This is a genomic window from Cupriavidus sp. 01L45 (genome assembly GCF_056399885.1).
In genome coordinates this window covers 31,165-54,256 of the sequence record NZ_JBFTSG010000060.1, presented here as the reverse complement: position 1 = coordinate 54,256, position 23,092 = coordinate 31,165, and the positions used below count along the sequence as shown (strand labels likewise).

24 protein-coding genes are annotated in these 23,092 nt (G+C 65.9%); 20 read left to right on the top strand and 4 right to left on the bottom strand.

Annotated elements, in window-relative coordinates:
- The first annotated feature begins 35 nt into the window (after positions 1 to 35).
- The 4 genes from AC1DT6_RS32635 (at position 36) to AC1DT6_RS32620 (ending at position 2,834) form a co-directional block, all read left to right on the top strand.
- Positions 36 to 200, top strand: coding sequence for an FmdB family zinc ribbon protein (locus AC1DT6_RS32635; protein WP_035810592.1), 165 nt, complete (start codon positions 36 to 38; stop codon positions 198 to 200).
- A gap of 298 nt (positions 201 to 498) precedes the next feature.
- Positions 499 to 711 (top strand): DUF2905 family protein, encoded by a 213-nt coding sequence (locus AC1DT6_RS32630; protein ID WP_441629386.1) that lies wholly within the window; start codon positions 499 to 501, stop codon positions 709 to 711.
- A gap of 76 nt (positions 712 to 787) precedes the next feature.
- Positions 788 to 2,014: a polyhydroxyalkanoate depolymerase gene (phaZ, locus tag AC1DT6_RS32625; protein WP_441629385.1), complete on the top strand. Its 1,227-nt coding sequence runs from the start codon at positions 788 to 790 to the stop codon at positions 2,012 to 2,014.
- Between the two features lie 166 nt (positions 2,015 to 2,180).
- Positions 2,181 to 2,834, top strand: a complete 654-nt coding sequence (locus AC1DT6_RS32620; protein WP_035862536.1) for a peroxiredoxin — start codon at positions 2,181 to 2,183, stop codon at positions 2,832 to 2,834.
- Between the two features lie 90 nt (positions 2,835 to 2,924).
- Here AC1DT6_RS32620 and AC1DT6_RS32615 read toward each other — a convergent pair whose 3' ends face one another.
- Positions 2,925 to 4,142 (bottom strand): CaiB/BaiF CoA transferase family protein, encoded by a 1,218-nt coding sequence (locus tag AC1DT6_RS32615; protein WP_441629384.1) that lies wholly within the window; start codon positions 4,140 to 4,142, stop codon positions 2,925 to 2,927.
- 81 nt (positions 4,143 to 4,223) lie between these two features.
- Positions 4,224 to 5,180: a patatin-like phospholipase family protein gene (locus AC1DT6_RS32610; protein WP_441629383.1), complete on the bottom strand. Its 957-nt coding sequence runs from the start codon at positions 5,178 to 5,180 to the stop codon at positions 4,224 to 4,226.
- Positions 5,181 to 5,356: 176 nt separating this feature from the next.
- Between AC1DT6_RS32610 and poxR the strand changes: the two genes are divergently transcribed.
- From poxR to dmpG, 15 genes are all read left to right on the top strand, one after another.
- On the top strand, positions 5,357 to 7,069 hold the full coding sequence (poxR, locus tag AC1DT6_RS32605; protein ID WP_441629382.1) for a phenol degradation transcriptional regulator PoxR: 1,713 nt from the start codon (positions 5,357 to 5,359) through the stop codon (positions 7,067 to 7,069).
- 1,208 nt (positions 7,070 to 8,277) lie between these two features.
- Positions 8,278 to 8,496 carry a phenol hydroxylase subunit gene (locus AC1DT6_RS32600; protein WP_045239875.1) on the top strand — a complete coding sequence of 73 codons (219 nt, stop codon included), beginning with the start codon at positions 8,278 to 8,280 and terminating at the stop codon, positions 8,494 to 8,496.
- A 66-nt stretch (positions 8,497 to 8,562) separates the two neighbouring features.
- Positions 8,563 to 9,558 (top strand): aromatic/alkene monooxygenase hydroxylase subunit beta, encoded by a 996-nt coding sequence (locus AC1DT6_RS32595; protein ID WP_441629381.1) that lies wholly within the window; start codon positions 8,563 to 8,565, stop codon positions 9,556 to 9,558.
- A 10-nt stretch (positions 9,559 to 9,568) separates the two neighbouring features.
- Entirely contained in the window at positions 9,569 to 9,841 is a 273-nt protein-coding gene (locus AC1DT6_RS32590) for an MmoB/DmpM family protein (RefSeq protein WP_035866715.1), read from the top strand.
- A 41-nt stretch (positions 9,842 to 9,882) separates the two neighbouring features.
- Positions 9,883 to 11,397 carry an aromatic/alkene/methane monooxygenase hydroxylase/oxygenase subunit alpha gene (locus tag AC1DT6_RS32585; protein ID WP_477115251.1) on the top strand — a complete coding sequence of 505 codons (1,515 nt, stop codon included), beginning with the start codon at positions 9,883 to 9,885 and terminating at the stop codon, positions 11,395 to 11,397.
- Between the two features lie 39 nt (positions 11,398 to 11,436).
- On the top strand, positions 11,437 to 11,796 hold the full coding sequence (locus AC1DT6_RS32580) for a phenol hydroxylase subunit P4 (protein WP_035866711.1): 360 nt from the start codon (positions 11,437 to 11,439) through the stop codon (positions 11,794 to 11,796).
- Between the two features lie 56 nt (positions 11,797 to 11,852).
- Positions 11,853 to 12,920: an NADH:ubiquinone reductase (Na(+)-transporting) subunit F gene (locus AC1DT6_RS32575; RefSeq protein ID WP_441629380.1), complete on the top strand. Its 1,068-nt coding sequence runs from the start codon at positions 11,853 to 11,855 to the stop codon at positions 12,918 to 12,920.
- A gap of 13 nt (positions 12,921 to 12,933) precedes the next feature.
- Positions 12,934 to 13,275: a 2Fe-2S iron-sulfur cluster binding domain-containing protein gene (locus AC1DT6_RS32570; protein WP_441629379.1), complete on the top strand. Its 342-nt coding sequence runs from the start codon at positions 12,934 to 12,936 to the stop codon at positions 13,273 to 13,275.
- A gap of 66 nt (positions 13,276 to 13,341) precedes the next feature.
- Positions 13,342 to 14,274: a catechol 2,3-dioxygenase gene (locus AC1DT6_RS32565; RefSeq protein ID WP_441629378.1), complete on the top strand. Its 933-nt coding sequence runs from the start codon at positions 13,342 to 13,344 to the stop codon at positions 14,272 to 14,274.
- Positions 14,275 to 14,395: 121 nt separating this feature from the next.
- A complete protein-coding gene (locus AC1DT6_RS32560; protein ID WP_441629377.1) occupies positions 14,396 to 15,850 on the top strand; it encodes a 2-hydroxymuconic semialdehyde dehydrogenase in 1,455 nt (484 codons plus the stop codon).
- An 8-nt stretch (positions 15,851 to 15,858) separates the two neighbouring features.
- Positions 15,859 to 16,641 (top strand): 2-oxopent-4-enoate hydratase, encoded by a 783-nt coding sequence (gene dmpE, locus AC1DT6_RS32555; protein WP_441629376.1) that lies wholly within the window; start codon positions 15,859 to 15,861, stop codon positions 16,639 to 16,641.
- 39 nt (positions 16,642 to 16,680) lie between these two features.
- Positions 16,681 to 17,469, top strand: a complete 789-nt coding sequence (gene dmpH, locus AC1DT6_RS32550; RefSeq protein ID WP_441629375.1) for a 2-oxo-3-hexenedioate decarboxylase — start codon at positions 16,681 to 16,683, stop codon at positions 17,467 to 17,469.
- Entirely contained in the window at positions 17,411 to 17,731 is a 321-nt protein-coding gene (locus tag AC1DT6_RS32545; RefSeq protein WP_441629374.1) for a 2-hydroxymuconate tautomerase, read from the top strand. Before dmpH ends, AC1DT6_RS32545 begins: the two co-directional genes overlap by 59 nt.
- A gap of 55 nt (positions 17,732 to 17,786) precedes the next feature.
- Positions 17,787 to 18,752 carry an acetaldehyde dehydrogenase (acetylating) gene (locus AC1DT6_RS32540; RefSeq protein ID WP_441629373.1) on the top strand — a complete coding sequence of 322 codons (966 nt, stop codon included), beginning with the start codon at positions 17,787 to 17,789 and terminating at the stop codon, positions 18,750 to 18,752.
- A 24-nt stretch (positions 18,753 to 18,776) separates the two neighbouring features.
- Positions 18,777 to 19,829, top strand: coding sequence for a 4-hydroxy-2-oxovalerate aldolase (gene dmpG, locus AC1DT6_RS32535; protein ID WP_441629372.1), 1,053 nt, complete (start codon positions 18,777 to 18,779; stop codon positions 19,827 to 19,829).
- 37 nt (positions 19,830 to 19,866) lie between these two features.
- Here dmpG and AC1DT6_RS32530 read toward each other — a convergent pair whose 3' ends face one another.
- Positions 19,867 to 20,820 (bottom strand): GlxA family transcriptional regulator, encoded by a 954-nt coding sequence (locus AC1DT6_RS32530; RefSeq protein WP_441629371.1) that lies wholly within the window; start codon positions 20,818 to 20,820, stop codon positions 19,867 to 19,869.
- A gap of 120 nt (positions 20,821 to 20,940) precedes the next feature.
- Between AC1DT6_RS32530 and AC1DT6_RS32525 the strand changes: the two genes are divergently transcribed.
- Positions 20,941 to 21,798, top strand: a complete 858-nt coding sequence (locus tag AC1DT6_RS32525; RefSeq protein ID WP_441629370.1) for an SDR family NAD(P)-dependent oxidoreductase — start codon at positions 20,941 to 20,943, stop codon at positions 21,796 to 21,798.
- A 49-nt stretch (positions 21,799 to 21,847) separates the two neighbouring features.
- On the opposite strand, the gene AC1DT6_RS32520 is transcribed toward AC1DT6_RS32525, so the two are convergent.
- Complete coding sequence (locus AC1DT6_RS32520; RefSeq protein ID WP_441629369.1) at positions 21,848 to 22,846, bottom strand: aliphatic sulfonate ABC transporter substrate-binding protein; 999 nt, start codon at positions 22,844 to 22,846, stop codon at positions 21,848 to 21,850.
- Positions 22,847 to 23,092 lie beyond the last annotated feature (246 nt).

Sequence of the window (23,092 nt, the reverse complement as noted above, 5' to 3'; positions counted from 1 at the left end):
AGCGAGTCCGGCACCATACAGGTTGGAGGCGCGTCATGCCCACCTATCAGTATCGTTGCGAGAAGTGCGGTCAGGTTTTCGACCACGCGGAACATCTCGCGGAACACGCGACGGCCCATCCGCCTTGCCCTAAGTGCGGCAGCGAAACGGTCCAGCACATGCCGACACCGTTCGTTGCGAAGACGGCGAGGAAGAGTTGAGGCCTGCCTGACCCTGATAGCGAGGAAGAGCGCGTGGCCCTGTCGGATGCCGGGCAGGACGCCGGGCGAATTGCGTCACCGTGTGCTGTTTGCTTCTCTGCGGCAGCCTCGTTGCCTCGGGCCGCCCCTTGCCCGCGGCGCAAGGATGACCGGCCGCACCGTCCTCTTCCCGGAACGGCCAGTGTTTCGCCTGCGGGTCCTTTGCCTGCCACCGCGCCTTCTCCTCCCATCAGCGGCACCGTCCCACGATACGCCAGCCAGCACCGATAGCGTGCACCAACCATTGCGGAGGCCAGTCATGCCGCGCAAGCTGATTCTCATCGTCCTGATCCTGTTGGCAGCCGGACTCCTCTGGCCACGGTTTTACGGGCTCGGGATCGGCCTTGGCCTCGGCCATTTGCCGGGGGATATCGTCATCCATCGTCATCACTTTCACCTTGTCCTTCCGATTGCGACGTCTCTGCTCGTCAGTGCCGCCGCATCATTCATCCTCTGGCTGATGGGCCGGTGAAGCGCGCGGTTGGTGTCCCGCGCCGGTCCGGCATATATTGAAAGCCTTTCCAGCGCATTCTTCCTGACAGCCCCCTATGCTGTACAAGTTCATCGAGTACCAGCGTTCGCTGATCGAGCCGTGGACAGCGTGGGCGGCGCAGGCCACGAACGCATTCACTGACCCCGGCAGCCCGTTCGCCCATGTCCCTGGGGCGTCTTGCTTTGCTGCGGGCTATGAGTATCTCTACCGGCTGGGCAAGACCTATGGGAAGCCCGCCTTCGGCGTCACCGCGTACGACGCGGATGGCCGCGTCGCGGCAGTGGACGAGCAGGTCGTGCTGGAACGGCCATTTTGCCGGCTGCTGCGTTTTGCCCACGAGGCAGCCGCCGCGCCGGAGCGCCGGCCGGCGGTGCTGGTGTGCGCGCCGCTGGCCGGCCATCACGCCGTGCTGCTGCGAGAAGTCGTTGAAATGCTGCTGCCCGCTCATGAAGTCTATGTGACGGACTGGCGCGATGCGCGTCACGTGCCCGCGGCCGAGGGGCCGTTCCGCCTGGACGACTGCGTCGGCGAGATACAGGCGTTCATCCGGCATATCGGCGGGCAGCGCCTGCACGTGCTTGCCGTCTGCCAGGCAACCGTGCCGGCACTGGCGGCGACATCGCTGCTGGCCAGCGCAGGCGAGCCGGTGCCAAGAAGCCTGGTGCTGATGGGCGGCCCGATCGACGCCCGCCGCAACCCGACCGCCGTGGACCGCCTGGCAGCCCGCCAGCCGCTGGCGTGGTTCGAGAGCAACCTGATCTGCACGGTGCCGGCCCGCTATGCTGGTGCGGGCCGCAAGGTGTACCCCAGCTTCCTGCAGCATGCCGGCCTGGTGATGGCACATCCGGCGCGCATGGTCGGTGCGCAATGGGACTACTACCTTGACCTGGTGCACCGCGATGCCGAGCACGCGCCGGCGCACCGGCGCATTTGCGATGAGTACAACTCGGTGCTCGACATAGCGGCGGAGTTCTACCTGGATACCATCCGCATCGTGTTCCAGGAGTTCCGGCTAGCCCGCGGCAACTGGAGCGTGCAGGGCCACGCCGTGCGTCCCCGGGACATGCGCGATATCGGCCTGCTCACCGTGGAGGGCGGGCGGGACGACATCTCCGGCCGCGGCCAGACCCACGCGGCGCAAGACTTGTGCAGCGGCATCGCGCCGCGCCACAGGCGGCAGCTCACGGCGGCGCAGTGCGGCCACTATGAGCTGTTCTCCGGGCAATTGTGGCGGACCGAGGTGTATCCCGTGGTCCGCGACCTGATCCGGGAGTACGCCTAGCGTCCTTGTGCCGGAGCAGCGTTTGCGCCGCTTGTTTCCATACTTGTTCTCGTCACGGCCCACTATACTGGGCTAGACGCCTGCAACGCTCAGCGTAGCGTCGGGATGCAGCCGCTATCGTCGGCCTTCCGCAGATTTGCACCCACCCATCACATGGAGACTGAATATGTCGATTCGCATCGGTGACGAAGCCCCCGATTTCACGGCAGATACCACGGAAGGCAAGATAAATTTCCACGAATGGATCGGGGACAAATGGGCAATCCTGTTCTCCCATCCCAAGGACTTTACGCCGGTCTGTACTACCGAACTGGGTTATATGGCCGGCCTCAAGCCGGAATTCGACCGGCGCAATACCAAGATCATCGGGCTCAGCGTGGACCCCGTCAGTGACCACCAGAACTGGGTCAAGGACATCGCGGAAACGCAGGGCCACGCTGTCAACTATCCCATGATCGGCGACGTCGACCTCACGGTCGCCAAGCTCTACGACATGATTCACCCGAACGCAAGTGGTGGCCCGCGCACTGCCGTGGACAACGCCACGGTGCGCTCGGTCTTCCTCATCGGGCCCGACAAGAAGGTCAAGGCAATGCTGGTTTACCCGATGAGCGCGGGCCGCAATTTCGACGAAGTGCTGCGCCTGCTGGATTCCCTGCAGCTCAACGCAAAACACACGGTAGCCACGCCGGTCAACTGGAAGCCGGGCGACGATGTGATCATCCCCACCTCCGTATCCGACGAAGACGCAAAGAAGAAGTACCCGCAAGGATTCAAGACGCTCAAACCGTACCTGCGGGTAGTGGCGCAGCCGAAGTAAGGCTAGGCACCCGCCACGTGGGCGGGTAGGCCCGCCAGGGCCTCCCCGCCCACGTGATGCGAAGCGGGCCGTCAGGGTGTACCAGTCTCTCTACAAAATCCCCCTTTCCCTCAACCCTCCCAACTCAGCCTCGCCGAGCCCCAACTCAGCGCGAAGGGCCCCCTCCGTATGTTCCCCCAGCATAGGCGGGCACCGCATTTCCACCGGCGTGGCCGAAAACCGCAGCGGACTGCGCAAGCTGGGCGCATCTACCCCCCGCCCATGCGGCAACCGCACCAGCAACCCGCGATGCCTGACCTGCGCATCTTCGAACACCTCGTCGAGCTCATTGATGGGCCCGCCAGGCACGCCGGCACGCTCGAGCGTATCCAGCAATTCAGCCGAACCCCGCCCGGCAACACGCGCGGCAATCGCTTCGCGCAAGGTCTCCCGGTTGGCGACCCGGTCGACGTTCTGCGCGAAGCGCGGATCGGCGGCGAGTTCCGGACAGCCAAGCAGCTTGCACAGCGCGGCAAACTGCCCGTTGTTGCCGGAGGCGATGATCAGGTGCCCGTCGCGGCACGCGAACACTTCGGAGGGCGCGGCCACCGGGTTGGTGTTGCCGGCGCGCCGGGGCAGCTTGCCGGTCATCTGGTAGCCCAGCGCCAGGTGGCCATTGACCGCCACCGAGGCATCGAGCATGGCGGCGTCAATGTACTGGCCTTCGCCGGTGGCCTGGCGGTGATAGAGCGCGCCCATCAGGGCGACGGTGGCGTAGAGGCCGGTGAGGATGTCGGTGATGGGGATGGCGGTGCGCATCGGCTCGCCGCCGGGGGTGCCGTCCGGCTGGCCGCAGGTGCTCATCAGTCCGGCCATGCCCTGCAGGATGAAGTCGTAGGCCGGGCGGGCGGCGTAGGGGCCGTCGGGGCCGAAGCCGGTGACTGAGCAATAGATCACATCGGGGCGCAGCGCGCGGATGGACTCATAGTCGAGCCCGTATTTCTTCAGGCTGCCGGCCTTGTAATTCTCCACCACCACATCGCAGCGCGCGGCCAGTTGCCGTACCAGTTCGGCGCCTTCGGGCCTGGAGATATCGATGGTGAGCGATTGCTTGCCGCGGTTGCAGGCGAGGTAGAAGGCGGAGTCGTTGGTGGCCGCGCCTTGCGCGTCGGTGAGGAACGGGCCCATCTTGCGGGTGTCGTCGCCGTCGCCGGGTTTCTCGATCTTGTAGACGGTGGCGCCCATGTCGGCCAGGTTCTGCGTGGCCCATGGGCCCGCCACCACGCGCGTCAGGTCGAGTACCTTGATGCCTTCGAGAATTGCGCTCATGTGCCTGCCATCCGGGAAGTAGAGATCCCGCATCATTCGCGGGATTTGCCGTGCACGCAATTTGCCAATGCGGAAGCCGGCTTACGGCGAGGCGGAAGCGTGGGTGTGGCCGGCGTGGGACTTGTGCTGGCCGTGCTCGTGCTGCGCCGCCTGGTTCGGATCGAAGTCGCAACTCGGGTTGGCTTCGTCGTGCGAATGCGGGTGCAGCGCGCCGGGGATATGCCGGCTGCTGAGCCCGTCGGCGTTGAGCCATGCCAGCGTGGCGGCGGCCGCGCGGTCGATGAGCGTGCCGCACTGCGTGTAGTCGTACGGAGAGACGTCGAGCGGGCACAAGGGCGGGACGACCGAGATATGCGCGTGGTCCGCCCAGCGCTCCAGGTCCTGTACCAGCTGGCGCGCGACCAGCAGCGACAGCGCATTGAAGGCATGGTCGATGGGGCCGCGCGGTTCGCGCCGCGCCGCGCAGGCAAAGCCCGCGGGCAGCACCACCACGCGCGTGGCGCCCAGGCGGATGGCGGTGGAGACCGGCGTGTTATTGGCCACGCCGCCGTCGATCAGTTGCCGCCCGCCCAGTGCCACCGGCGGGAACACCCCGGGGATGGCGGCGCTGGCCAGCACCGACTGGACCAGGCTGCCGGAGGACAGCACTACCTCCGCGCCGGTCTGCATGTCGGTGGCGACTACATATAGCGGCAGTTCGGCGCGCTCCAGCGGCATGTCGCCGAAATGGCGGGACAGCAGGCGCTTCAGGGCGGCGGAGTCGACCAGATGGGCGCGCTGCCCGCGCAACATGCCGAACAGGCTGCGCCACGACCACGGCATGACCTCGGCGCGGCGCAAGCCGCGCCAGAGCGTTTCCAGCTGGGTAGTGCCGGCCACGTGCGGGTTGCAGGCATAGTAGGCGCCGTTGATGGCGCCAGCGGAGGCACCGACGACGAAGTCGGGCTTGATGCCCCACGCCACCAGCTCGCGCAGCATGCCGGCCTCGACGGCGCCGAGGCTGCCGCCGCCGGCGAAGACAAATGCGGTTTTTTCCATGGTCTGTGGTGCAGTGCGAAAGCGCAGGGGAATCCTGTAAAGGAAGCATAGGCGACATTTCGCCTGCGCGACAGGCGTCTGCCGCGGGCGGAGGGCGCCGATGGCACATAATGTGCATACAGTGCCAGAAAAAGCACGCGCGCGCCAAGATTTCGAGGCCGCCAAGAGAGGAGACAATGAGCAGTTCAACCGACAAGTTTTCGGCCACCATGCGCGATGGCCTGGCCAATCTCGCGCGGCGCCTGCGCTTTGCCATGGAGGAGGGCTCCATCTGGCTGGACGAGCAGCGCATGATCCTGATCCACACCGGCGCGCTGGGCGCGTTGCGCAAGGAATTGGTGGATACCATGGGCATGGAGCGCGCGCGGGGCTTGTTCATGCGCATGGGCTTCCATTCCGGCATGCGCGACGCGGAACTGGCGAAGAAGCTGCGCCCCGGCGACAGCGACTTCGGCCTGCTGGAGATCGGGCCCTGCCTGCACACCATCGAAGGCGTGGTGCGCGTGACCCCGGTGAAGGTGGATATCGACATCGCCGCCGGCATCTACGACGGCGAATTCCTGTGGGAAGACTCCTTCGAAGGCGATGTCCACCGCCAGTTGTTCGGCATCGTCGATGAGCCGGCCTGCTGGATGCAGATCGGCTACGCCACGGGCTATACCTCGGCCCTGATGGGCCGCACCATCCTCTACCGCGAGGTGGAGTGCATCGCCTGCGGCCACGATCACTGCCGCATCGTCGGCAAGCCGCTGGAAGCGTGGGAGGACGGTGCCGAGGTGCTAAAGCTCTACCAGCCCGACCCGGTGATCGAGACCATCCTGGAGCTGCAAAGCGAGGTCGAGCACCTGCGCGCCCTGCAGCGCAACAACGGCAAGCCCGCCGATCTGGTGGGCAGCGCGCCCGGGTTCCGCGCTGCCTGGGGCCTGTTGCAGCGCGCCGCCGCAAGCCATGTCACGGTGCTGCTGCTGGGCGAGACCGGCGTCGGCAAAGAGCGCTTCGCGCAAGCGCTGCACGCGGTCAGCGCGCGGGCCGACAAGCCTTTCATCGCCGTCAATTGCGCGGCGATCCCCGATGAACTGATCGAAGCCGAGCTGTTCGGCGTGGAGAAGGGCGCCTTCACCGGCGCCCACCAGTCGCGCCCCGGCCGCTTCGAGCGGGCGCATGGCGGCACGCTGTTCCTGGACGAACTGGGCGAGTTGTCGGCGTCGGCGCAGTCCAAGCTGCTGCGGGTGCTGCAGGAAGGCGAGGTGGAGCGGGTGGGCGGCGCCGAGCCGCGCAAGGTGGACGTACGGCTGGTGGCCGCCACCAACGTAGACCTGGCCGAAGCCGTGAAGCAGGGGACTTTCCGCAAGGACCTGTACTACCGGCTCAACGTCTATCCCGTCACCATCCCGCCGCTGCGCGAGCGCCTCGACGATATCCGCCTGCTGGTAGAGCGCTTCATTGCCCGCTACGGCGCGCGCCACGGCAAGAAGATCGTCGGCATCACCGACCGCGCGTTGGCGGAACTCAGGCGCTACGACTGGCCGGGCAACGTCCGCGAACTGGAAAACGTGATCGAGCGCGGCGTGATCCTGGCCAGCAATGGCGGGCAGATTTCCGCGGACCACCTGTTCCTGCCCAGCAGCGCGCCGCAGGCGATGGACACCGCGCCGCGCCTGGGCGTCAGGGGCACGCTGCCGGAACTGCGCGAAGCGGCGGTGCACGGGCTGCTTGACCATATGGCCGAGCAGCAGCTCGCGCTGGGCGATGTCGAGACCGTGTTGATGGAAGCGGCGATGCAGCGCGCCAACGGTAATATGAGTCAGGCGGCGCGGTTGTTGGGGATTACGCGGCCGCAGTTGGCGTATCGGTGGAAGACGAGGGGGATTCGGGGGGAGGGGGGGTGATTTGGTTGGGTTGGTCGGTGTTTGTTTGAGCGGCGATGGCTATTGCACCCAAGTGCGTACGACATCCCCCTGCGGGGGACGCCGGTCACTCTTCTTTGCTTCGGCAAAGAAGACTAACGAGAAGAAAGCCGACCCTGCCGGGAGCAGAGCAATCGCGGGGGCGAGGGGCGCTGGTTTCGTCGTACGGCCGCAGTTTTGCTGGCATCTGCCGTTACCAGCTTGTAGGGCATCGCAATGGCATGATCCATGGGTTTCGTGGTGATGCCCTTGACCTCGTGTGTGGTGACCATTCCCACATCTGCCGTTACCGGCACGGACCACCACGACACACCACATGCCAATGGTTTCGTGGTGGGGCGGGCGCGGTGGTGAAGGCCTGGGGCATATCACCCGGTGCCACCGCGCCCACGACGGAACCGGACCGCCTGAAACTTCGTGGCCGGCCACTACGCGAGCGACAGACGGCTTGAAGCAAGTGATGTCTGCTACCGGGGGCCTCACCACGAATCCCGGAAGCTGGCAGGATCGTGGCCAGTCAAGCCGGTACCGGCAGAAGCCCGCCGGCACTCTGGGCTGTACGACGAAATCATCGATATTCGAGAGCCTGATGGCTCTGCCCCCGGCAGGGTCGGCTTTCTTCTCGTTAGTCTTCTTTGCCGAAGCAAAGAAGAGTGACCGGCGTCCCCCGCAGGGGGATGTCGTACGCACTTGGGTGCAATAACCATCGCCGCTCAAACAAACACCGACCACCCTCGCAGGGGGATGTCGTATAGCTGTTGGGTGCAAAAACCAACGCCGCTCAAACAAACCGCGCCACCCACCACCCAAAAGCCATTTAATCATTTGATGCAGTCAGCAATCCACACCCCAAGCAAGTGACCAATCCGGTTGTTGCGCCGCATGCGCCCGCAATCCCTTCCCCCTCCTACCTCTAACCTCCCCCCGCCCCCATCACTGTTGCAGCGCCGCAGCCTTACCGCGATTCCGCCGACTCCCCGCAAACCACCGCCCGGCGCGACATTTGATCAATTGATCAAATGTCGCCGCCATCTTCATCAATTGATAGAGCTATGGCGCGGGCATCGCTTCGGGTAAACGCGCAAGCCGGTCCGGCAAGATTCCCAGGATCCCTTGTGCCGTCGTGATTTGCATCCGCTGGCACGCTCTTCGCAATAGAGGCCATACAAGCCAAGCGAAGGAGCAGCGCCATGATCAACCAGTCGGTCCCCTTGTTTGAAGCCACGCCCCGCTACGTCCGCGTCGGCGGTCGCACGCCGGAAGGCTTCGTGCAGTTTGCCTTCAGCGTGTCCGACCCGGAGCTCAACGTCGAGCTGATCATGCCCGAGCCGATGTTCGAGGCTTTTTGCAGCGTCAACCACGTGCGCTTCCTGCCCCCGGAAACTCCGGTGGCCGGCCAGGACGACTGAGCACGCCAAGCCCCGCGCACCCGTTCCCCCCACATAAAAAACAGCAAGACCCAGGAGACCAAAGCGATGCAAGTCGACATTAAGACCCAGCAGATCCAGCCGCTGCGCCAGACCTACGGCCACGTGGCCCGCCGCTTCGGCGACAAGCCCGCCTCGCGCTACCAGGAGGCAACCTACGACGTGCAGTCGGAGGTCAATTTCCACTACCGCCCGACCTGGGATCCGCAGCACGAGATCTACGACAAGCGCCGCACCGCCATCGTGATGAAAGACTGGTACGCGCTCAAGGACCCGCGCCAGTACTTCTACGGCGCTTACGTGACGGCGCGCGGCCGCCAGCAGGACGCCACCGAGAAGAGCTTCGCCTTCGTGGAGAAGCGCGGCTTGCTGCAGGCGCTGCCCGCCGAATGGCAGGACCGCCTGGCCGACGGCCTGCTGCCGCTGCGCCATGTGGAGTGGGGCGCCAACATGAACAACTTCTATTGCGCCGACTACGGCTGGGGCACGGCCATCACGCAGGCCTGCACCTACTGCGCGATGGACCGTCTCGGCATTGCCCAGTACCTGACGCGCATCGGCATGCTGCTCGACGGCAATACCGGCGTGGCGCTGGAGCGCGCCAAGGTGGCCTGGATGGAGAGCGCCGCGTGGCAGCCGATGCGCCGGCTGGTCGAGCGCAGCTTCGTGATCGAGGACTGGTTCGAGACCTTCGTTACCCAGAACCTGGTGCTCGACGGCCTGCTTTACCCGATGGTGTACCAGCACGCCGACGCCGCCATCGTCCGCGGCTGCGGCACGGGGCTGGCGGTGCTGACCGAGTTCATGAACGACTGGCGTGAAGAGCATGCGCGCTGGGTCGACTCGGTGGTGCAAACCGCCGCTGCCGAATCCGACGCCAACCGCGTGCTGCTGTCCGGCTGGGCCCGCGCCGCGCGCACGCAGGTGGCCGAGGCGCTGGTGCCGGTGGCCGACACCTTGCTGGGCGAGGGTGGCGAGCAGGTGATCGCGCTGTGCCTGGAGCAGTTCGACGTACGCCTGAACAAGCTTGGCCTTGCCGCCTGAGGAGCCCGCCATGACCGCCAACGTCTATATCGCGCTGCAAAGCAACGACGACACCCGTCCCATCATCGAAGCCATCACCGAGGCCAACCCGCACGCCGTGGTGTCGCAGTTTCCCGCCATGGTGAAGATCGATGCGCCGGGCCACCTGACCATCGTGCGCGAACTGGTGTCGGAAAAGCTCGGCCGCGAGTGGGACCTGCAGGAGATCCACCTGAACCTGATTTCGCTGTCGGGAAACATCGACGAAGACGACGACGCCTTCACCCTGCACTGGAACGCCTGAGACGGCCCGCCCACCGCAAAGAAAAACGGAGACAGAACACCATGGACGCACGCAAGAAGCTGAACCTGCGGGAAAAATACGCGACGATGACCCGCGACCTCGGCTGGGAAACCACCTACGAGCCGATGGACAAGGTCTTTCCCTACGACAAGTACGAGGGCATCAAGATCCACGACTKGGACAAGTGGGAAGACCCGTTCCGCATGACCATGGACGCCTACTGGAAATACCAGTCGGAGAAGGAGCGCAAGCTGTACGCCATCATCGACTCCTTCGTGCAGAACAATGGCCACCTCAACGTCTCGGACCCGCGCTATCTGAATGCGCTGCGCCTGTTCCTGACCGGCGTGACCCCGCTGGAATACGCGGCGCACCGCGGCTACGCCCATCTCGGGCGGCACTTCCGCGGCGCCGGTGCGCGGGTCGCGGCGCAGATGCAGTCGATCGACGAGCTGCGCCATGCCCAGACCCAGATGCACACGCTGTCGGTCTACAACAAGTACTTCAACGGCTTCGGCGAGTGGCAGCACATGCACGACCGGGTCTGGTACCTGTCCGTGCCCAAGTCCTATTTCGAGGACGCCATGAGCGCGGGGCCGTTCGAGTTCATCACCGCGATCTCGTTCTCCTTCGAATATGTGCTGACCAACCTGCTGTTCATGCCCTTCATGTCGGGCGCGGCCTACAACGGCGATATGGCTACGGTGACGTTCGGCTTCTCCGCGCAGTCCGACGAATCGCGCCATATGACGCTGGGCCTTGAGGTGGTGAAGTTCCTGTGCCAGCAGGACCCGGACAATATCCCGATCCTGCAGAAGTGGCTGGACAAATGGTTCTGGCGCGGTTTCCGCCTGCTCACGCTGGTCGGCATGATGATGGACTACATGCTGCCCAAGCGCGTGATGTCGTGGGCCGAAGCCTGGGAGATGTACTTCGAGCAGGCCGGCGGCGCGCTGTTCAAGGACCTGGAGCGCTACGGCCTGCGCATGCCCAAGTACCACGAGGTGGCCACCAAGACCAAGGACCGCATCACCCACGAGGCCTGGGGCACCTTCTACAACTACGCCGCCGCGGCCGGCTTCCATACCTGGGTGCCCAAGCAGGACGAAATGGCCTGGCTGACGGAGAAGTATCCCGACACCTTCGCGCGCTACTACAAGCCGCGTCTCGACTACTGGCTGGAACGCCAGCAGGAAGGCGAGCGCTTCTATAACGGAACGCTGCCCATGCTGTGCCAGACCTGCCAGATCCCGATGGTGTTCTCGGAGCCTGACGATCCCACCCAGACCTGCTACCGCGAGAGCACCTACCACGGCATGCAGTTTCACTTCTGCTCGGACGGCTGCAAGGACATCTTCGACGGCGAGCCGCAGAAGTACGCCCAGGCCTGGCTGCCCGTGCACCAGATCTACCAGGGCAATTGCGGCGGCGCCTCGCTGGACGATGTGCTCAAGTGGTACCGCATCAACGTCGGCGCGGACAACCTCGATTTCGAAGGGTCGCAGGATCAGAAGAACTGGAACACCTGGAAGGGCGTGCCCGACACGGCGGCCTGAGCGCGCAACCGACAAGAGACAGAAGATAAGGAGACCACCATGTCCGTCGTATCCATTGGCCCCTACGAGTTCGAACCGGCCGATCGCGAGGCCGTGTTCCACGGCAACCGCCTGCTGTACATCGGCTGGGACCGCCACCTGCTGTTCTGCGCGCCGCATTGCCTGCCTTTTCCGCCGTCGATGCGTTTGCGCGATGTCGTGGAGAACGTGCTACCCGGCGTGTACGGCTACCACCCCGACTTTGCCCGCATCGACTGGAGCCGCGTGGAATGGCTGCGCGGCAACGCGCCCTGGCAGCCGGACCTGGACCGCACGCTGGAAGAGAACGGCCTGGGCCACAAGGCAGTAATCCGCTTCCGCACGCCGGGGCTGGACGGCATCGACGGCAGTTGCAGCTAAGCCGGCGCCGTGGCTGGAACGATCAGAAAGCCTAGTAGGCTAGTAGGAGACACAAGATGTATTCCCTGACCATTGAACCGATCGGGCAGACCATCCCGATCGCGCCCGGCCAGACCGTGCTGGATGCCTGCCTGCGCAACGGTGTGTGGCTGCCGCACGCCTGCTGCCACGGCCTGTGCGCCACCTGCAAGGTGCAGGTGGTGAAGGGCGAGTTCGAGCATGGCGAAGCGTCCAGCTTCGCCCTGATGGACTTCGAGCGCGACGGCGGCCAGTGCCTGGCTTGCTGCGCCACCGCGCAGTCCGACATGGTGATCGAGGCCGACATCGAGGAGGATGCCGACTCGCTCGGGCTGCCGCTGGCGGACTACCGCGCCGAAGTGGTGGAGACCCGCGCGCTGACGCCCACCATCCGCGGCATCTGGCTGCGCGTGAAGGACGGCAATGCCGCCGCCTTCCAGGCCGGCCAGTACCTCAACCTGCGGGTGCCCGGCTGCGAACAGCCGCGCGCCTTCTCGCTGGCCAACCGTCCGGGTGACGACCTGGTGGAACTGCATGTGCGTCGCGTGGAAGGCGGCCAGGCTACGGCCTACCTGCACGAGCAGCTCGCGGTTGGCGATGAGCTTGGTTTCTCGGCGCCCTACGGCCGTTTCTTCGTACGCAAGTCCGCGCAGGTGCCGATGCTGTTCCTGGCGGGCGGTTCCGGTCTGTCCAGCCCGCGCGCGATGATCCTGGACATGCTGGCTGCCGGCGAGACCTTGCCGATCACGCTGGTGCAAGGCGCGCGCAATCGCGCGGAGCTGTACTACGACGAGGCGTTCCGCGCACTGGCCGACGCGCATCCGAATTTCCGCTATGTGCCGGCGCTATCCGACGAACCGGCCGGCAGTGGCTGGGATGGCGCGCGCGGCTACGTGCATGAAGTTCTGCACGGGCTTTACGCCAATGGCGCCACCGCTGACTTCCGGGGGCACAAGGCCTACCTGTGCGGACCGCCACCGATGATCGAAGCCTGCATCCGCACGCTGATGCAGGGCCGGTTGTTCGAGGAGGACATCCACACCGAGAAGTTCATCTCCGCCGGCGATGCGCAGAACAGCGCGCGCAGCCCGCTGTTCAAGATCTGAAGGAGAGAGCGCCATGCATACCGTGGAGATCGCGGGAAGCGGCCAGCGCTATCCGTGCGCGCCGGAGCAGAACCTGTTGCGCGCGATGGAAGCGCTTGGCAAGCGCGGCATACCCGCCGGCTGCCGTGGCGGCGGCTGCGGGGTTTGCAAGGTGCGCATCGAGGCCGGCCGCTACCGCACCGGCAAGATGAGCCGGGCCTGCCTGTCGGCCGAGGAGGAGGGCAGTGGCCTGGTGCTGGCGTGCAAGGCCTATCCGGACAGCGATATCCGCCTGCGGCCGGTGGCGCTGCTGCAGCGCTGCCTGGACCGGCAGCGGGAGCGGTGGGATGAACAGGAAGCGAAGGGATCAACGTAGCAAGCTTGCAGCAAAACGTAGCAATAAAAAAGATGGACCGATAACCCCATCATCAAGGAGACCGTCATGGCATTGACAGGCGTATTGCGCCCCGGGCACGTGGCATTGCGCGTGCTGGAACTCGAACCGGCGCTGAAACACTACACCGAAGTACTCGGACTGATCGAAACCGCGCGCGACGACAAAGGGCGCGTCTACCTGAAGGCCTGGGACGAGCACGACCACCACAGCGTGGTGCTGCGCGAGGCCGACAGCCCGGGCATGGACTACATGGGTTTCCGCGTCGATAGCGGCCGCACGCTGGAACGGCTGGCGCGGGAGGTGGAGCAGTCCGGCCTCGCATCGGATTTCCGGTGGATTCCTGCCGGCGAGCATCCGCATACCGGCGTGCGCTTCCGTTTCACCATTCCCACCGGCCATCCGATCGAGCTCTTCGCCGACAAGGACAAGCTGGGCTGCCTGACCGGCGACAGCAACCCGGACCCGTGGCCGGACGACCTGCGCGGCATGGCGCCCAGCCGCTTCGATCATTGCTTGCTGTATGGCGACGATCTGGATGGCACCGTCAGGCTGTTCCGCGACGTGCTTGGCTTCACGCTGGCCGAGCAGGTGGTGGCCGGCCCGGACAAGATGATGATCGGCGCTTTCCTGACCTGTTCCAACAAGGCGCATGACATTGCGTTCATTCGTCATGCCGAGAAGAACAAGTTCCATCACGCGTCGTTCAACCTGGACAACTGGGGCGAGGTGCTGAAGGCCGCCGACATCATTTCCAAGAAGGATGTGTCGCTCGATATCGGGCCGACGCGGCATGGCATTACGCGCGGCGCCACCATCTACTTCTTTGACCCTTCTGGCAACCGGAATGAGGTCTTCTCCGGCGGGTATATCCACTATCCAGACAAGCCGACCATCACCTGGACCGACAACGAACTGGGCCGGGCGATCTTCTATCACGACCGGAAGCTGAACGATGCGTTCCTGAGTGTATTGACCTGATTCCCGGCGTAGCGTCACGGCCGATGCCAAGTGTTTTCTCCCCTTTCCCGCTTGCGGGAGAGGGGAGAAAGGCGAATCACCAGCAAGATGCGGCGCACGCTGCCGCAACCAGCGAGACAACATGAAAGAGTTCAAGAACTTCATCAACGGCGAATGGGTGGCCACCAACCGCCAGTTCGACGACCGCAACCCGGTCGACAACAGCCTGATCGCCCGTGTGCACGAAGCCGGGCAGGCCGAGGTCGATGCCGCGGTCGCAGCGGCAAGGCAAGCGCTGAAAGGCCCTTGGGGCAAGATGACCGTGGCACGGCGTGTCGAGATACTGCACGCCGTAGCGGACGGCATCAACCGCCGCTTCGACGATTTCCTGCAAGCCGAGATCGCCGACACGGGCAAGCCGCTGTCCCTCGCCAGCCATATCGATATCCCGCGCGGCGCGGCCAACTTCAAGGTCTTCGCCGACCTGATCAAGAATGTGCCGACCGAGAGCTTCGCCATGGCCACGCCGGACGGCGGCGAGGCCATCAACTACGCGGTGCGCTCGCCGCGCGGCGTGATCGGTGTGGTGTGCCCGTGGAACCTGCCGCTGCTGCTGATGACCTGGAAGGTCAGCCCGGCGCTGGCATGCGGCAATACAGTCGTGGTCAAGCCGTCCGAGGAAACCCCCGCCACCGCCACGCTGCTGGGCGAAGTGATGAACGAGGCCGGTGTGCCGCCGGGCGTCTATAACGTGGTCCACGGCTTCGGCCCGGATTCCGCCGGGGCCTTCCTGAGCGCGCACCCGGATGTGAACGGCATCACGTTTACCGGCGAGACCCGTACCGGCGAGGCCATCATGAGAGCCGCCGCCAATGGCGTGCGCCCCGTCTCGTTCGAACTGGGCGGCAAGAACGCCGGCATCGTGTTCGCCGACGCGGACTTCGACAAGGCAGTCGCCGGCATCACCCGCTCGGCCTTCGAGAACAGCGGCCAGGTTTGCCTGGGCACCGAGCGCGTCTACGTGCAGCGGCCCATCTTCGAGCGCTTCGTCGCGGCGCTCAAGGCCAGGGCCGAGGGCTTGCGCATTGGCCGACCGGGCGACGAGGGCGTGAACATGGGCCCGCTGGTGTCGCTGGAGCATCGCGCCAAGGTGCTGTCCTACTACAAGAAGGCGGCGGAGGCGGGCGCCACCGTGGTCACTGGCGGCGGCGTGCCCGAGATGCCCGGCGCGCTGGCCGAAGGCGCCTGGGTGCAGCCCACCATCTGGACCGGGCTGCCCGAGGATGCGGCCGTGATCCGCGAGGAGATCTTCGGCCCCTGCTGCCATATCGCGCCGTTCGATACCGAGGAAGAAGTGATCCACCTTGCCAACGACACGCCTTACGGCCTGGCCGCCACGGTGTGGACATCCAACTTGGGCACCGCCCACCGCATGGGTAGCGCCCTGGACGTCGGCATCTGTTGGATCAACGCCTGGTTCCTGCGCGACCTGCGCACCGCCTTTGGCGGCGCCAAGCAATCCGGCATCGGCCGCGAGGGCGGGGTGCATTCGCTGGAGTTCTATACCGAGCTGCGCAATGTGTGCGTGAAACTGTGAGCCAGTCCATGAAACCCGAACAAATCCTCGACATCGGCGCCAGCCTGCACCACGCGCTGTCCACGCGGCAGGCCGTCGCGCCGCTGACCGGGAGCTACCCCGAGCTGTCCATCGATGATGCCTACCGCATCCAGCTCGCCATGGTGCAGCACCGGCTGGACGCCGGCGAGCACGTGATCGGCAAGAAGATCGGCGTGACCAGCCGGGTAGTGATGGACATGCTCGATGTGCGCCAGCCGGACTTCGGGCACCTGCTCTCCGGCATGGTCTACGCCGATGGCGCGGCCATTGCCGCCGATACGCTGATCGCGCCCAAGGCCGAAGGCGAGATCGCCTTCGTGCTCAAGGAAGACCTGGAAGGCCCGGGCGTGACCAATGCCGATGTGCTGCGCGCCACCGCCTACGTGCTGCCGTGCTTCGAGATCGTCGACTCGCGCATCCGCGACTGGAAGATCCGCATCCAGGACACGGTGGCGGACAACGCGTCCTCGGGCGTATTCGTGCTGGGCGATGCGGCGGTGGACCCGCGCGGCCTCGATCTCGGCACGGTCGGCATGACGCTGGAGAAGAACGGCGAGATCGTCGCCACTGGCGCGGGCGCCGCCGCGCTCGGCCATCCGGCCAACGCCGTGGCGTGGCTGGCCAATACGCTGGGCCGCCTCGGCATCGGGCTGAAGAAGGGCGAGGTAATCCTGTCCGGCTCGCTCGCCGCGATGGTGCCGGTCAAGGCCGGCGACCAGCTTCGCATCAGCCTGGGCGGCATCGGCTCGGCCGGTGTGCGCTTCATTTGAACGGACCCCAGATCTGGATAAGCAGCCCGGGACATCGCCATGAAACTCACCCAAGACATCATCCAGCAGCTCGCCGAGCACCTGGAAAACGCCGAGCTCAATCGTGAGCCCGTGCGCAAGATCACCGACACCCATCCCGACATGGACTGGGATGACGCCTATGCCATCCAGGACGCGATCCGGGCACGCAAGGAAGCGCGCGGCACCCGCATCGCCGGCCTCAAGATGGGGCTGACCTCCTTCGCCAAGATGCGCCAGATGGGCGTGACCGAACCGGTCTACGGCTTCCTGACCGACTACGGCGCCTGCATGGACGGCGGCGCCATCGATACCGCATCGCTGATCCATCCCAAGGTGGAAGCCGAGATCGCCTTCGTCCTCAAGCATCCGCTCAAGGGGCCGGGTTGCCATATCGGCGACGTGCTCGCCGCCACCGATTTCGTGCTGCCCGCGGTGGAGGTGATCGACTCGCGCTACGAGAACTTCCGTTTCGACTTGAAGAGCGTGATCGCGGACAACACTTCGTCGGCCCGCTTCGTGGCGGGCGGCACGCATTGCAGCGCGCAAGGCATCGACCTGAAGAACCTCGGCGTGGTGCTGGAGAAGAACGGCGAAGTGGTCGCCACGGCGGCCGGCGCGGCGGTGCTGGGCCATCCGGCCAGCAGCGTGGCCATGCTGGCGAACATGCTCGGTGCGCGTGGGCGCGAGCTGCCGGCGGGCGTCTTCATCATGACCGGCGGCGTGACCGAGGCCATCGCGGTGGCGGCCGGTGACAACATCACGGTGCGCTACCAGCATCTCGGCGCTGTATCGATGCGCTTCGTCTGATGCGCCAGGCCAGCGTGATGGTGGCGCTGTACGATATTGCCCACTCAACCCACACAGCAGGAGAAGAGCCATGCCCATCATGCAAGTGTTTCTGATCGAAGGCCGGACCGAAGAACAAAAGGCCCGCCTGATCAGCGCGCTGACGGACGCCGCCGTGGAATCGATCGGTGCGCCGATCGAGAGCGTGCGCGTGATGATCACCGAGGTGCCCAAGACGCAGTTTGGCATCGCGGGCAAGACAGCGAAGGAACTCGGCCGCTGAGGGAGCGGCATACGGAATGCCTGGCGGCACTGGACTGCCCGGGCACGGAGACAACATGGACATGAAAGCAGGCGCCGGCGGCAGCCATCCGCCCGGCAAGCACAAGGTAGCCATCATCGGTTCGGGCAACATCGGCACGGACCTGATGATCAAGGTAATGCGCCACGGCCGGCATCTGGAGATGGGTGCCATGGTCGGCATCGACGCCGCGTCGGACGGCCTGGCCCGGGCCGCGCGGCTGGGCGTGCCCACCACGGCCGAGGGCATCGAAGGCCTGGTGAGGATGGACGGATTCGGCGAGATCCGCATCGCCTTCGATGCCACCTCTGCCGGCGCGCATTCGCACCACAACAAGATCCTGCAGCAGCACGGCATCCAGGTGATCGACCTGACCCCGGCCGCGATCGGGCCTTACGTTGTGCCGGTGGTCAACCTGGACCAGCAGCTCGGCGCCAGCAATATCAATATGGTCACCTGCGGCGGCCAGGCCACCATCCCGATGGTGGCGGCGGTATCGCGCGTGGCGAAGGTGCACTATGCCGAGATCGTCGCGTCCATCTCCAGCAGGTCGGCCGGGCCGGGCACGCGCGCCAATATCGATGAGTTCACCGAGACCACCAGCCAGGCGATCTGCTCGGTAGGCGGCGCGGCGCGCGGCAAGGCCATCATTGTGCTGAACCCGGCGGAGCCGCCGCTGATGATGCGCGACACGGTGTTTACGCTATCCGAGAACGCCGACGAAGCGGCGATGGAAGCCAGCGTGGAAGCCATGGCGAAGGCGGTGCAGGCCTATGTGCCCGGCTACCGGCTCAAGCAGCGCGTGCAGTTCGAGCGCATCGATCCGTCCGCGCCGTTGAACATCCCGGGGCTGGGGCCGATGAGCGGGCTAAAGACATCGATTTTCCTCGAAGTGGAAGGCGCCGCCCACTACCTGCCCGCTTATGCCGGCAACCTCGACATCATGACCAGCGCCGCGCTCGCCTGCGCCGAGCGCCTGGCGGAAACCCGGCTGGCCGCGTAAGCGGCGGGCGCACGGAGACAACACATGACCCAGCAAGCCACGCAGAAGAAACTCTATATCTCGGATGTCACGCTGCGCGACGGCAGCCACGCCATCCGCCACCAGTACAGCCTGGACGACGTGCGCCGCATCGCGGCGGCGCTGGACGCGGCCAGGGTGGATTCGATCGAAGTCGCGCACGGCGATGGCCTGGCCGGCTCCAGCTTCAACTACGGCTTCGGCGCGCATACCGATCTCGAATGGATCGCCGCCGCGGCCGAAACGGTACGCCATGCAAAGGTCGCCACCCTGCTGCTGCCCGGCGTGGGCACCGTGCACGACCTGCGCGCCGCGTACGACGCCGGCGCGCGCGTGGTGCGGGTTGCCACGCACTGTACCGAGGCCGATGTCTCGCGCCAGCATATCGAGTACGCGCGCGAACTCGGCATGGACACGGTGGGCTTCCTGATGATGAGCCACATGACCACGCCCGCCGCGCTGGCGCAGCAAGCCAGGTTGATGGAAAGCTATGGCGCGCAGACTGTCTATGTGGTGGATTCCGGCGGCGCGCTCAATATGAACGACGTGCGCGACCGCTTCCGCGCCTTCAAGGATGTGCTCAAGCCGGAAACCCAGACCGGCATGCACGCGCACCACAACCTGAGCCTGGGCGTGGCCAACTCCATCGTCGCCGTGGAGGAGGGGTGCGACCGCGTCGACGCCAGCCTGGCCGGCATGGGCGCGGGCGCCGGCAACGCGCCGCTGGAGGTATTCATCGCCGCGGCGAGCAGGCTGGGCTGGCACCATGGCTGCGACCTCTACACGCTGATGGATGCCGCCGACGAGATCGTGCGCCCGCTGCAGGACCGCCCGGTGCGGGTGGATCGCGAGACGCTGGCGCTGGGCTATGCCGGCGTCTATTCCAGCTTCCTGCGCCATGCCGAGGCCGCGGCCGCGCGTTATGCGCTGAAGACCGTCGACATCCTGGTGGAACTGGGCAAGCGCCGCATGGTGGGCGGCCAGGAAGACATGATCGTCGATGTGGCGCTGGATCTGGTGGCGCGGCGCGAGGCGGGAGCAACGCGGATCGCGGCGTAAGGCAGGGCGCCCGCGTCGGGCGCGGGCGCCGCTTCCCTCAAGCCTGCGCCGGTTCCTCCTCCACCCTCGTCATCCGCCGTATCGCCTGCGGCGGCTGCCCGAATGCCCGCAGGAACGCCCGCCGCATCCGCTCGCGATCGCCGAAACCGGTCTCGCGCGCCACCACGTCGACCGGGTGCCGGCCGGACTCCATCATCAGCCGCGCGGCTTCGATGCGCAGGTGTTCCACCGCCTTGGCCGGGGTTTGCCCGGTCTCCTCGCGGAAGGCGCGGCTGAACTGGCGGGGGCTGAGGTTCGCGGCGTTGGCCAGTTGCTCGACCGACAAGCCTTCATGCAGGTTTTGCCGGGCAAAGGCGAGGGCGGACTGGATGCGATCGGATTTGGGTTCGAGTTCCAGCAGCGCGGAGAACTGCGATTGCCCGCCGGCGCGGCGGTGATAGACCACGAGCTTGCGCGCCACCTGGCGCGCGATCACGGCGCCGGCATCCTTCTCGACCAGCGCGAGCGCCAGGTCGATGCAGGCGGTCATGCCTGCCGAGGTCCACACGGGCCCGTCGATGATGAAAATGCGGTCTTCCTCCACGCTGACCCCGGGATAGGCACGCCGCAACCGGGCCGCATAGAACCAGTGGGTGGTGGCGCGGCGGCCGTCGAGCAGGCCCGCTTCGGCAAGGTTGAACGCGCCGGTGCAGGTGGCGCAGACGCGCCGGGTGGAAGTTGCCGCTTGCCGGAGGAACGCCACCAGGCCCGGCGACGCGGGCTGGATATCGTTGTCGCCGACTACCAGCAGGGTATCGAACGCCTCATCGCCGAATGGCTCGGTAGTAACCGAAAAGCCGGCCGAGGTGGCTACCGGGCCGCCATGCTCGGACAGCAGGCGGACGTCGTAGAGGGCCTTGCCGGCGGTGCGGTTGGCGAACTCCAGGACCGTGGTGACGCCCAGGTTCATGACCTGGAACCCAGGATAAAGGACGATTCCGATACGTAGCATGGCGAATCCCGACGATGGCGGAAAAGGTGGCATCTATGACATTGATGCCACTGGATTATGCACCTAATCTTCGTTCCGTGAGGGCCGGCATGGGGCCGGCAGCAGCATCGGAGAACGAACATGGCAGCAACCACAGCAACCACAGCAACCACAGCAACCACAGCAACCACAGCAACCACGCTGCATCGCGGCACGGCCTTGATTACCGGGGCATCCTCGGGGATCGGCGCCGTCTACGCGGACCGGCTTGCCCGGCGCGGCTACGACCTGATCCTGGTCGCACGCAACCGCGAACGGCTCGCCAGGCTGGCCGGCCGCCTGACCAGCGAGACCGGGCGCTCCGTCGAGATCGTGACCGCGGACCTTGGCGCGGACGCCGACGTCGGCCGCCTTGAGACGCTGCTGCGCACCGACGCCAGCATCACATTGCTGGTCAACAATGCGGGCATCGGCGCCGCCGGTCCGTTGCTCGAGTCAGATGCCGCCAAGATGCAGGCGATGATTGCACTCAATGTCACGGCGCTGACCCGGCTGACCTACGCCGCCGCGCATGGACTCGTGGCCCGCGGCAGGGGGACGATCATCAACATTGCGTCGATCGTGGCGGTGGCGCCCGAGCTGCTCAACGGCGTGTACGGCGGATCAAAGGCCTTTGTGCTGGCCTTTACGCAGTCGCTCCAGCACGAGCTGGCGGACAAGGGGGTGCGGGTGCAGGCTGTGCTGCCCGGCGCGATCCGCACGGAGTTCTGGGATGTGGCCGGGAAGCCGGTGGAGAGCCTGCCGCAAGGGTGGGTGATGAGCGCGGACGACCTGGTCGACGCGGCCCTGTCCGGGCTGGACCAGGGCGAAGTGGTGACGCTGCCGTCTCTGCCGGACGCGGCCGACTGGGACGCCTTCGAGGCCGCCCGCGCGGCGCTGGGGCCGAACCTGTCGCGCAGCGTGCCGGCGGCGCGCTTCAAGGTGGCTGCGGCAAGCTGAGGCTGACGGTGGCCGGGACGCAAGCTTCAGTGGCTGGCGTCCCGAAAGCTCAGGCGCGCCGCCACACCGGGGACTCCGCCACCACCACCTTGCGCGGCAGGATCTTCTGGCTGGTGAAGGCATCCGCAATGCGCTGCTGCTCGTCGAGCGATGCCGCGTCCACGGTCTGCACCTGGTAGGTCCGGCGGCGGTTGGCGGCTTCCACGGTGGGTGCGTCCAGGCCAATCAGCGGTGCTTGCCATTGCGCGGCGACGGCGGGGTTTTGCTTGATCCATTCGCCGGCGCGGCGCAGCTCATCGTAGACCACCGCCAGCACGTCCGCATGCCGCTGCGCATAGGGCGTGGCGGCCAGGTAGAAGCGCCGGTAACTCGACAGGCCCTTGCCGTCGCGCAGGATGCGGGCGTTGGCCTGGCGTTGCACGGCTGCCAGGAAAGGGTCCCAGATCACCCAGGCCGCCACGCTCCCGCGCTCGAAGGCGGCGCGCGCGTCGGCCGGGCTCAGGTAGGCGGGCTCGATGTCGCGGATCGACAGGCCCGCGCTGGCCAGGGCTTCGAGCAGCAGGTAATGCGCGCCCGCCCCCTTGGCAAAAGCGATGCGCTGGCCCTTGAGCTGCGCGATTTCCCTGATCGGCGAATCCTGCCGCACCACGATCGCCTGCGCCTCGGGCGAGGGCGTCTCGATGGCGTAGTAGGTCAGGTTGGCGCCGGCAGCGAGCGCGAAGGGCGGCACCGCGTCGGCCACGTCGGCGCTCAGGTCGAGATTGCCGATATTGAGCGACTCCAGCAGCGGCAGCCCGGAGGTGAATTCATACCATTGCACCGACGCGCCCAGTGGCGCCAGTGCCTTCTCCAGCGTCTCGCGCGATTTCAGCAGGATCATCAGCGTGGACGATTTCTGGAAGCCGATGCGTAGCGTGTGTTTTTGCGCCTGCGCCTGCGCGCGCGCGGGCAAGGCCAGGCCGAATGTCGCTGCGGTGCCCGCGGTGGCCAGGCTGCCCACCACGATTTGCCGGCGCCGCCTGTCGAATGCCCTTGTCAACTTTGTCATTGTCGCTCTCCCCGTGTGTTCCGCCGACTCCATCATCAGCACAAGAGCGTAGGGCATGGCACGGGGGCGGGGAACGAAGAATGCCGCAGTTGCTTATGCGGGGAGGTGTGGATAAGCCGGCGCCGGTGCGTGCCGATGTGCATGATGGCGCGTCAAAGAAAGGTCCAATGAATATCGGCTGGGTCGAGTGCGTTAGACTTCATCAAGCTCGACGCTGTGATTCTGATATCTACTAGGTCCTTTCGC

Excerpts from the sequence above, each read along its gene's own strand:
- AC1DT6_RS32635 (WP_035810592.1), top strand. The coding sequence starts at position 36 with ATGCCCACCTATCAGTATCGTTGCGAGAAGTGCGGTCAGGTTTTCGAC.
- AC1DT6_RS32630 (WP_441629386.1), top strand. The coding sequence starts at position 499 with ATGCCGCGCAAGCTGATTCTCATCGTCCTGATCCTGTTGGCAGCCGGA.
- phaZ (WP_441629385.1), top strand. The coding sequence starts at position 788 with ATGCTGTACAAGTTCATCGAGTACCAGCGTTCGCTGATCGAGCCGTGG.
- AC1DT6_RS32620 (WP_035862536.1), top strand. The coding sequence starts at position 2,181 with ATGTCGATTCGCATCGGTGACGAAGCCCCCGATTTCACGGCAGATACC.
- AC1DT6_RS32615 (WP_441629384.1), bottom strand. The coding sequence starts at position 4,142 with ATGAGCGCAATTCTCGAAGGCATCAAGGTACTCGACCTGACGCGCGTG.
- AC1DT6_RS32610 (WP_441629383.1), bottom strand. The coding sequence starts at position 5,180 with ATGGAAAAAACCGCATTTGTCTTCGCCGGCGGCGGCAGCCTCGGCGCC.
- poxR (WP_441629382.1), top strand. The coding sequence starts at position 5,357 with ATGAGCAGTTCAACCGACAAGTTTTCGGCCACCATGCGCGATGGCCTG.
- AC1DT6_RS32600 (WP_045239875.1), top strand. The coding sequence starts at position 8,278 with ATGATCAACCAGTCGGTCCCCTTGTTTGAAGCCACGCCCCGCTACGTC.
- AC1DT6_RS32595 (WP_441629381.1), top strand. The coding sequence starts at position 8,563 with ATGCAAGTCGACATTAAGACCCAGCAGATCCAGCCGCTGCGCCAGACC.
- AC1DT6_RS32590 (WP_035866715.1), top strand. The coding sequence starts at position 9,569 with ATGACCGCCAACGTCTATATCGCGCTGCAAAGCAACGACGACACCCGT.
- AC1DT6_RS32580 (WP_035866711.1), top strand. The coding sequence starts at position 11,437 with ATGTCCGTCGTATCCATTGGCCCCTACGAGTTCGAACCGGCCGATCGC.
- AC1DT6_RS32575 (WP_441629380.1), top strand. The coding sequence starts at position 11,853 with ATGTATTCCCTGACCATTGAACCGATCGGGCAGACCATCCCGATCGCG.
- AC1DT6_RS32570 (WP_441629379.1), top strand. The coding sequence starts at position 12,934 with ATGCATACCGTGGAGATCGCGGGAAGCGGCCAGCGCTATCCGTGCGCG.
- AC1DT6_RS32565 (WP_441629378.1), top strand. The coding sequence starts at position 13,342 with ATGGCATTGACAGGCGTATTGCGCCCCGGGCACGTGGCATTGCGCGTG.
- AC1DT6_RS32560 (WP_441629377.1), top strand. The coding sequence starts at position 14,396 with ATGAAAGAGTTCAAGAACTTCATCAACGGCGAATGGGTGGCCACCAAC.
- dmpE (WP_441629376.1), top strand. The coding sequence starts at position 15,859 with ATGAAACCCGAACAAATCCTCGACATCGGCGCCAGCCTGCACCACGCG.
- dmpH (WP_441629375.1), top strand. The coding sequence starts at position 16,681 with ATGAAACTCACCCAAGACATCATCCAGCAGCTCGCCGAGCACCTGGAA.
- AC1DT6_RS32540 (WP_441629373.1), top strand. The coding sequence starts at position 17,787 with ATGGACATGAAAGCAGGCGCCGGCGGCAGCCATCCGCCCGGCAAGCAC.
- dmpG (WP_441629372.1), top strand. The coding sequence starts at position 18,777 with ATGACCCAGCAAGCCACGCAGAAGAAACTCTATATCTCGGATGTCACG.
- AC1DT6_RS32530 (WP_441629371.1), bottom strand. The coding sequence starts at position 20,820 with ATGCTACGTATCGGAATCGTCCTTTATCCTGGGTTCCAGGTCATGAAC.
- AC1DT6_RS32525 (WP_441629370.1), top strand. The coding sequence starts at position 20,941 with ATGGCAGCAACCACAGCAACCACAGCAACCACAGCAACCACAGCAACC.
- AC1DT6_RS32520 (WP_441629369.1), bottom strand. The coding sequence starts at position 22,846 with ATGACAAAGTTGACAAGGGCATTCGACAGGCGGCGCCGGCAAATCGTG.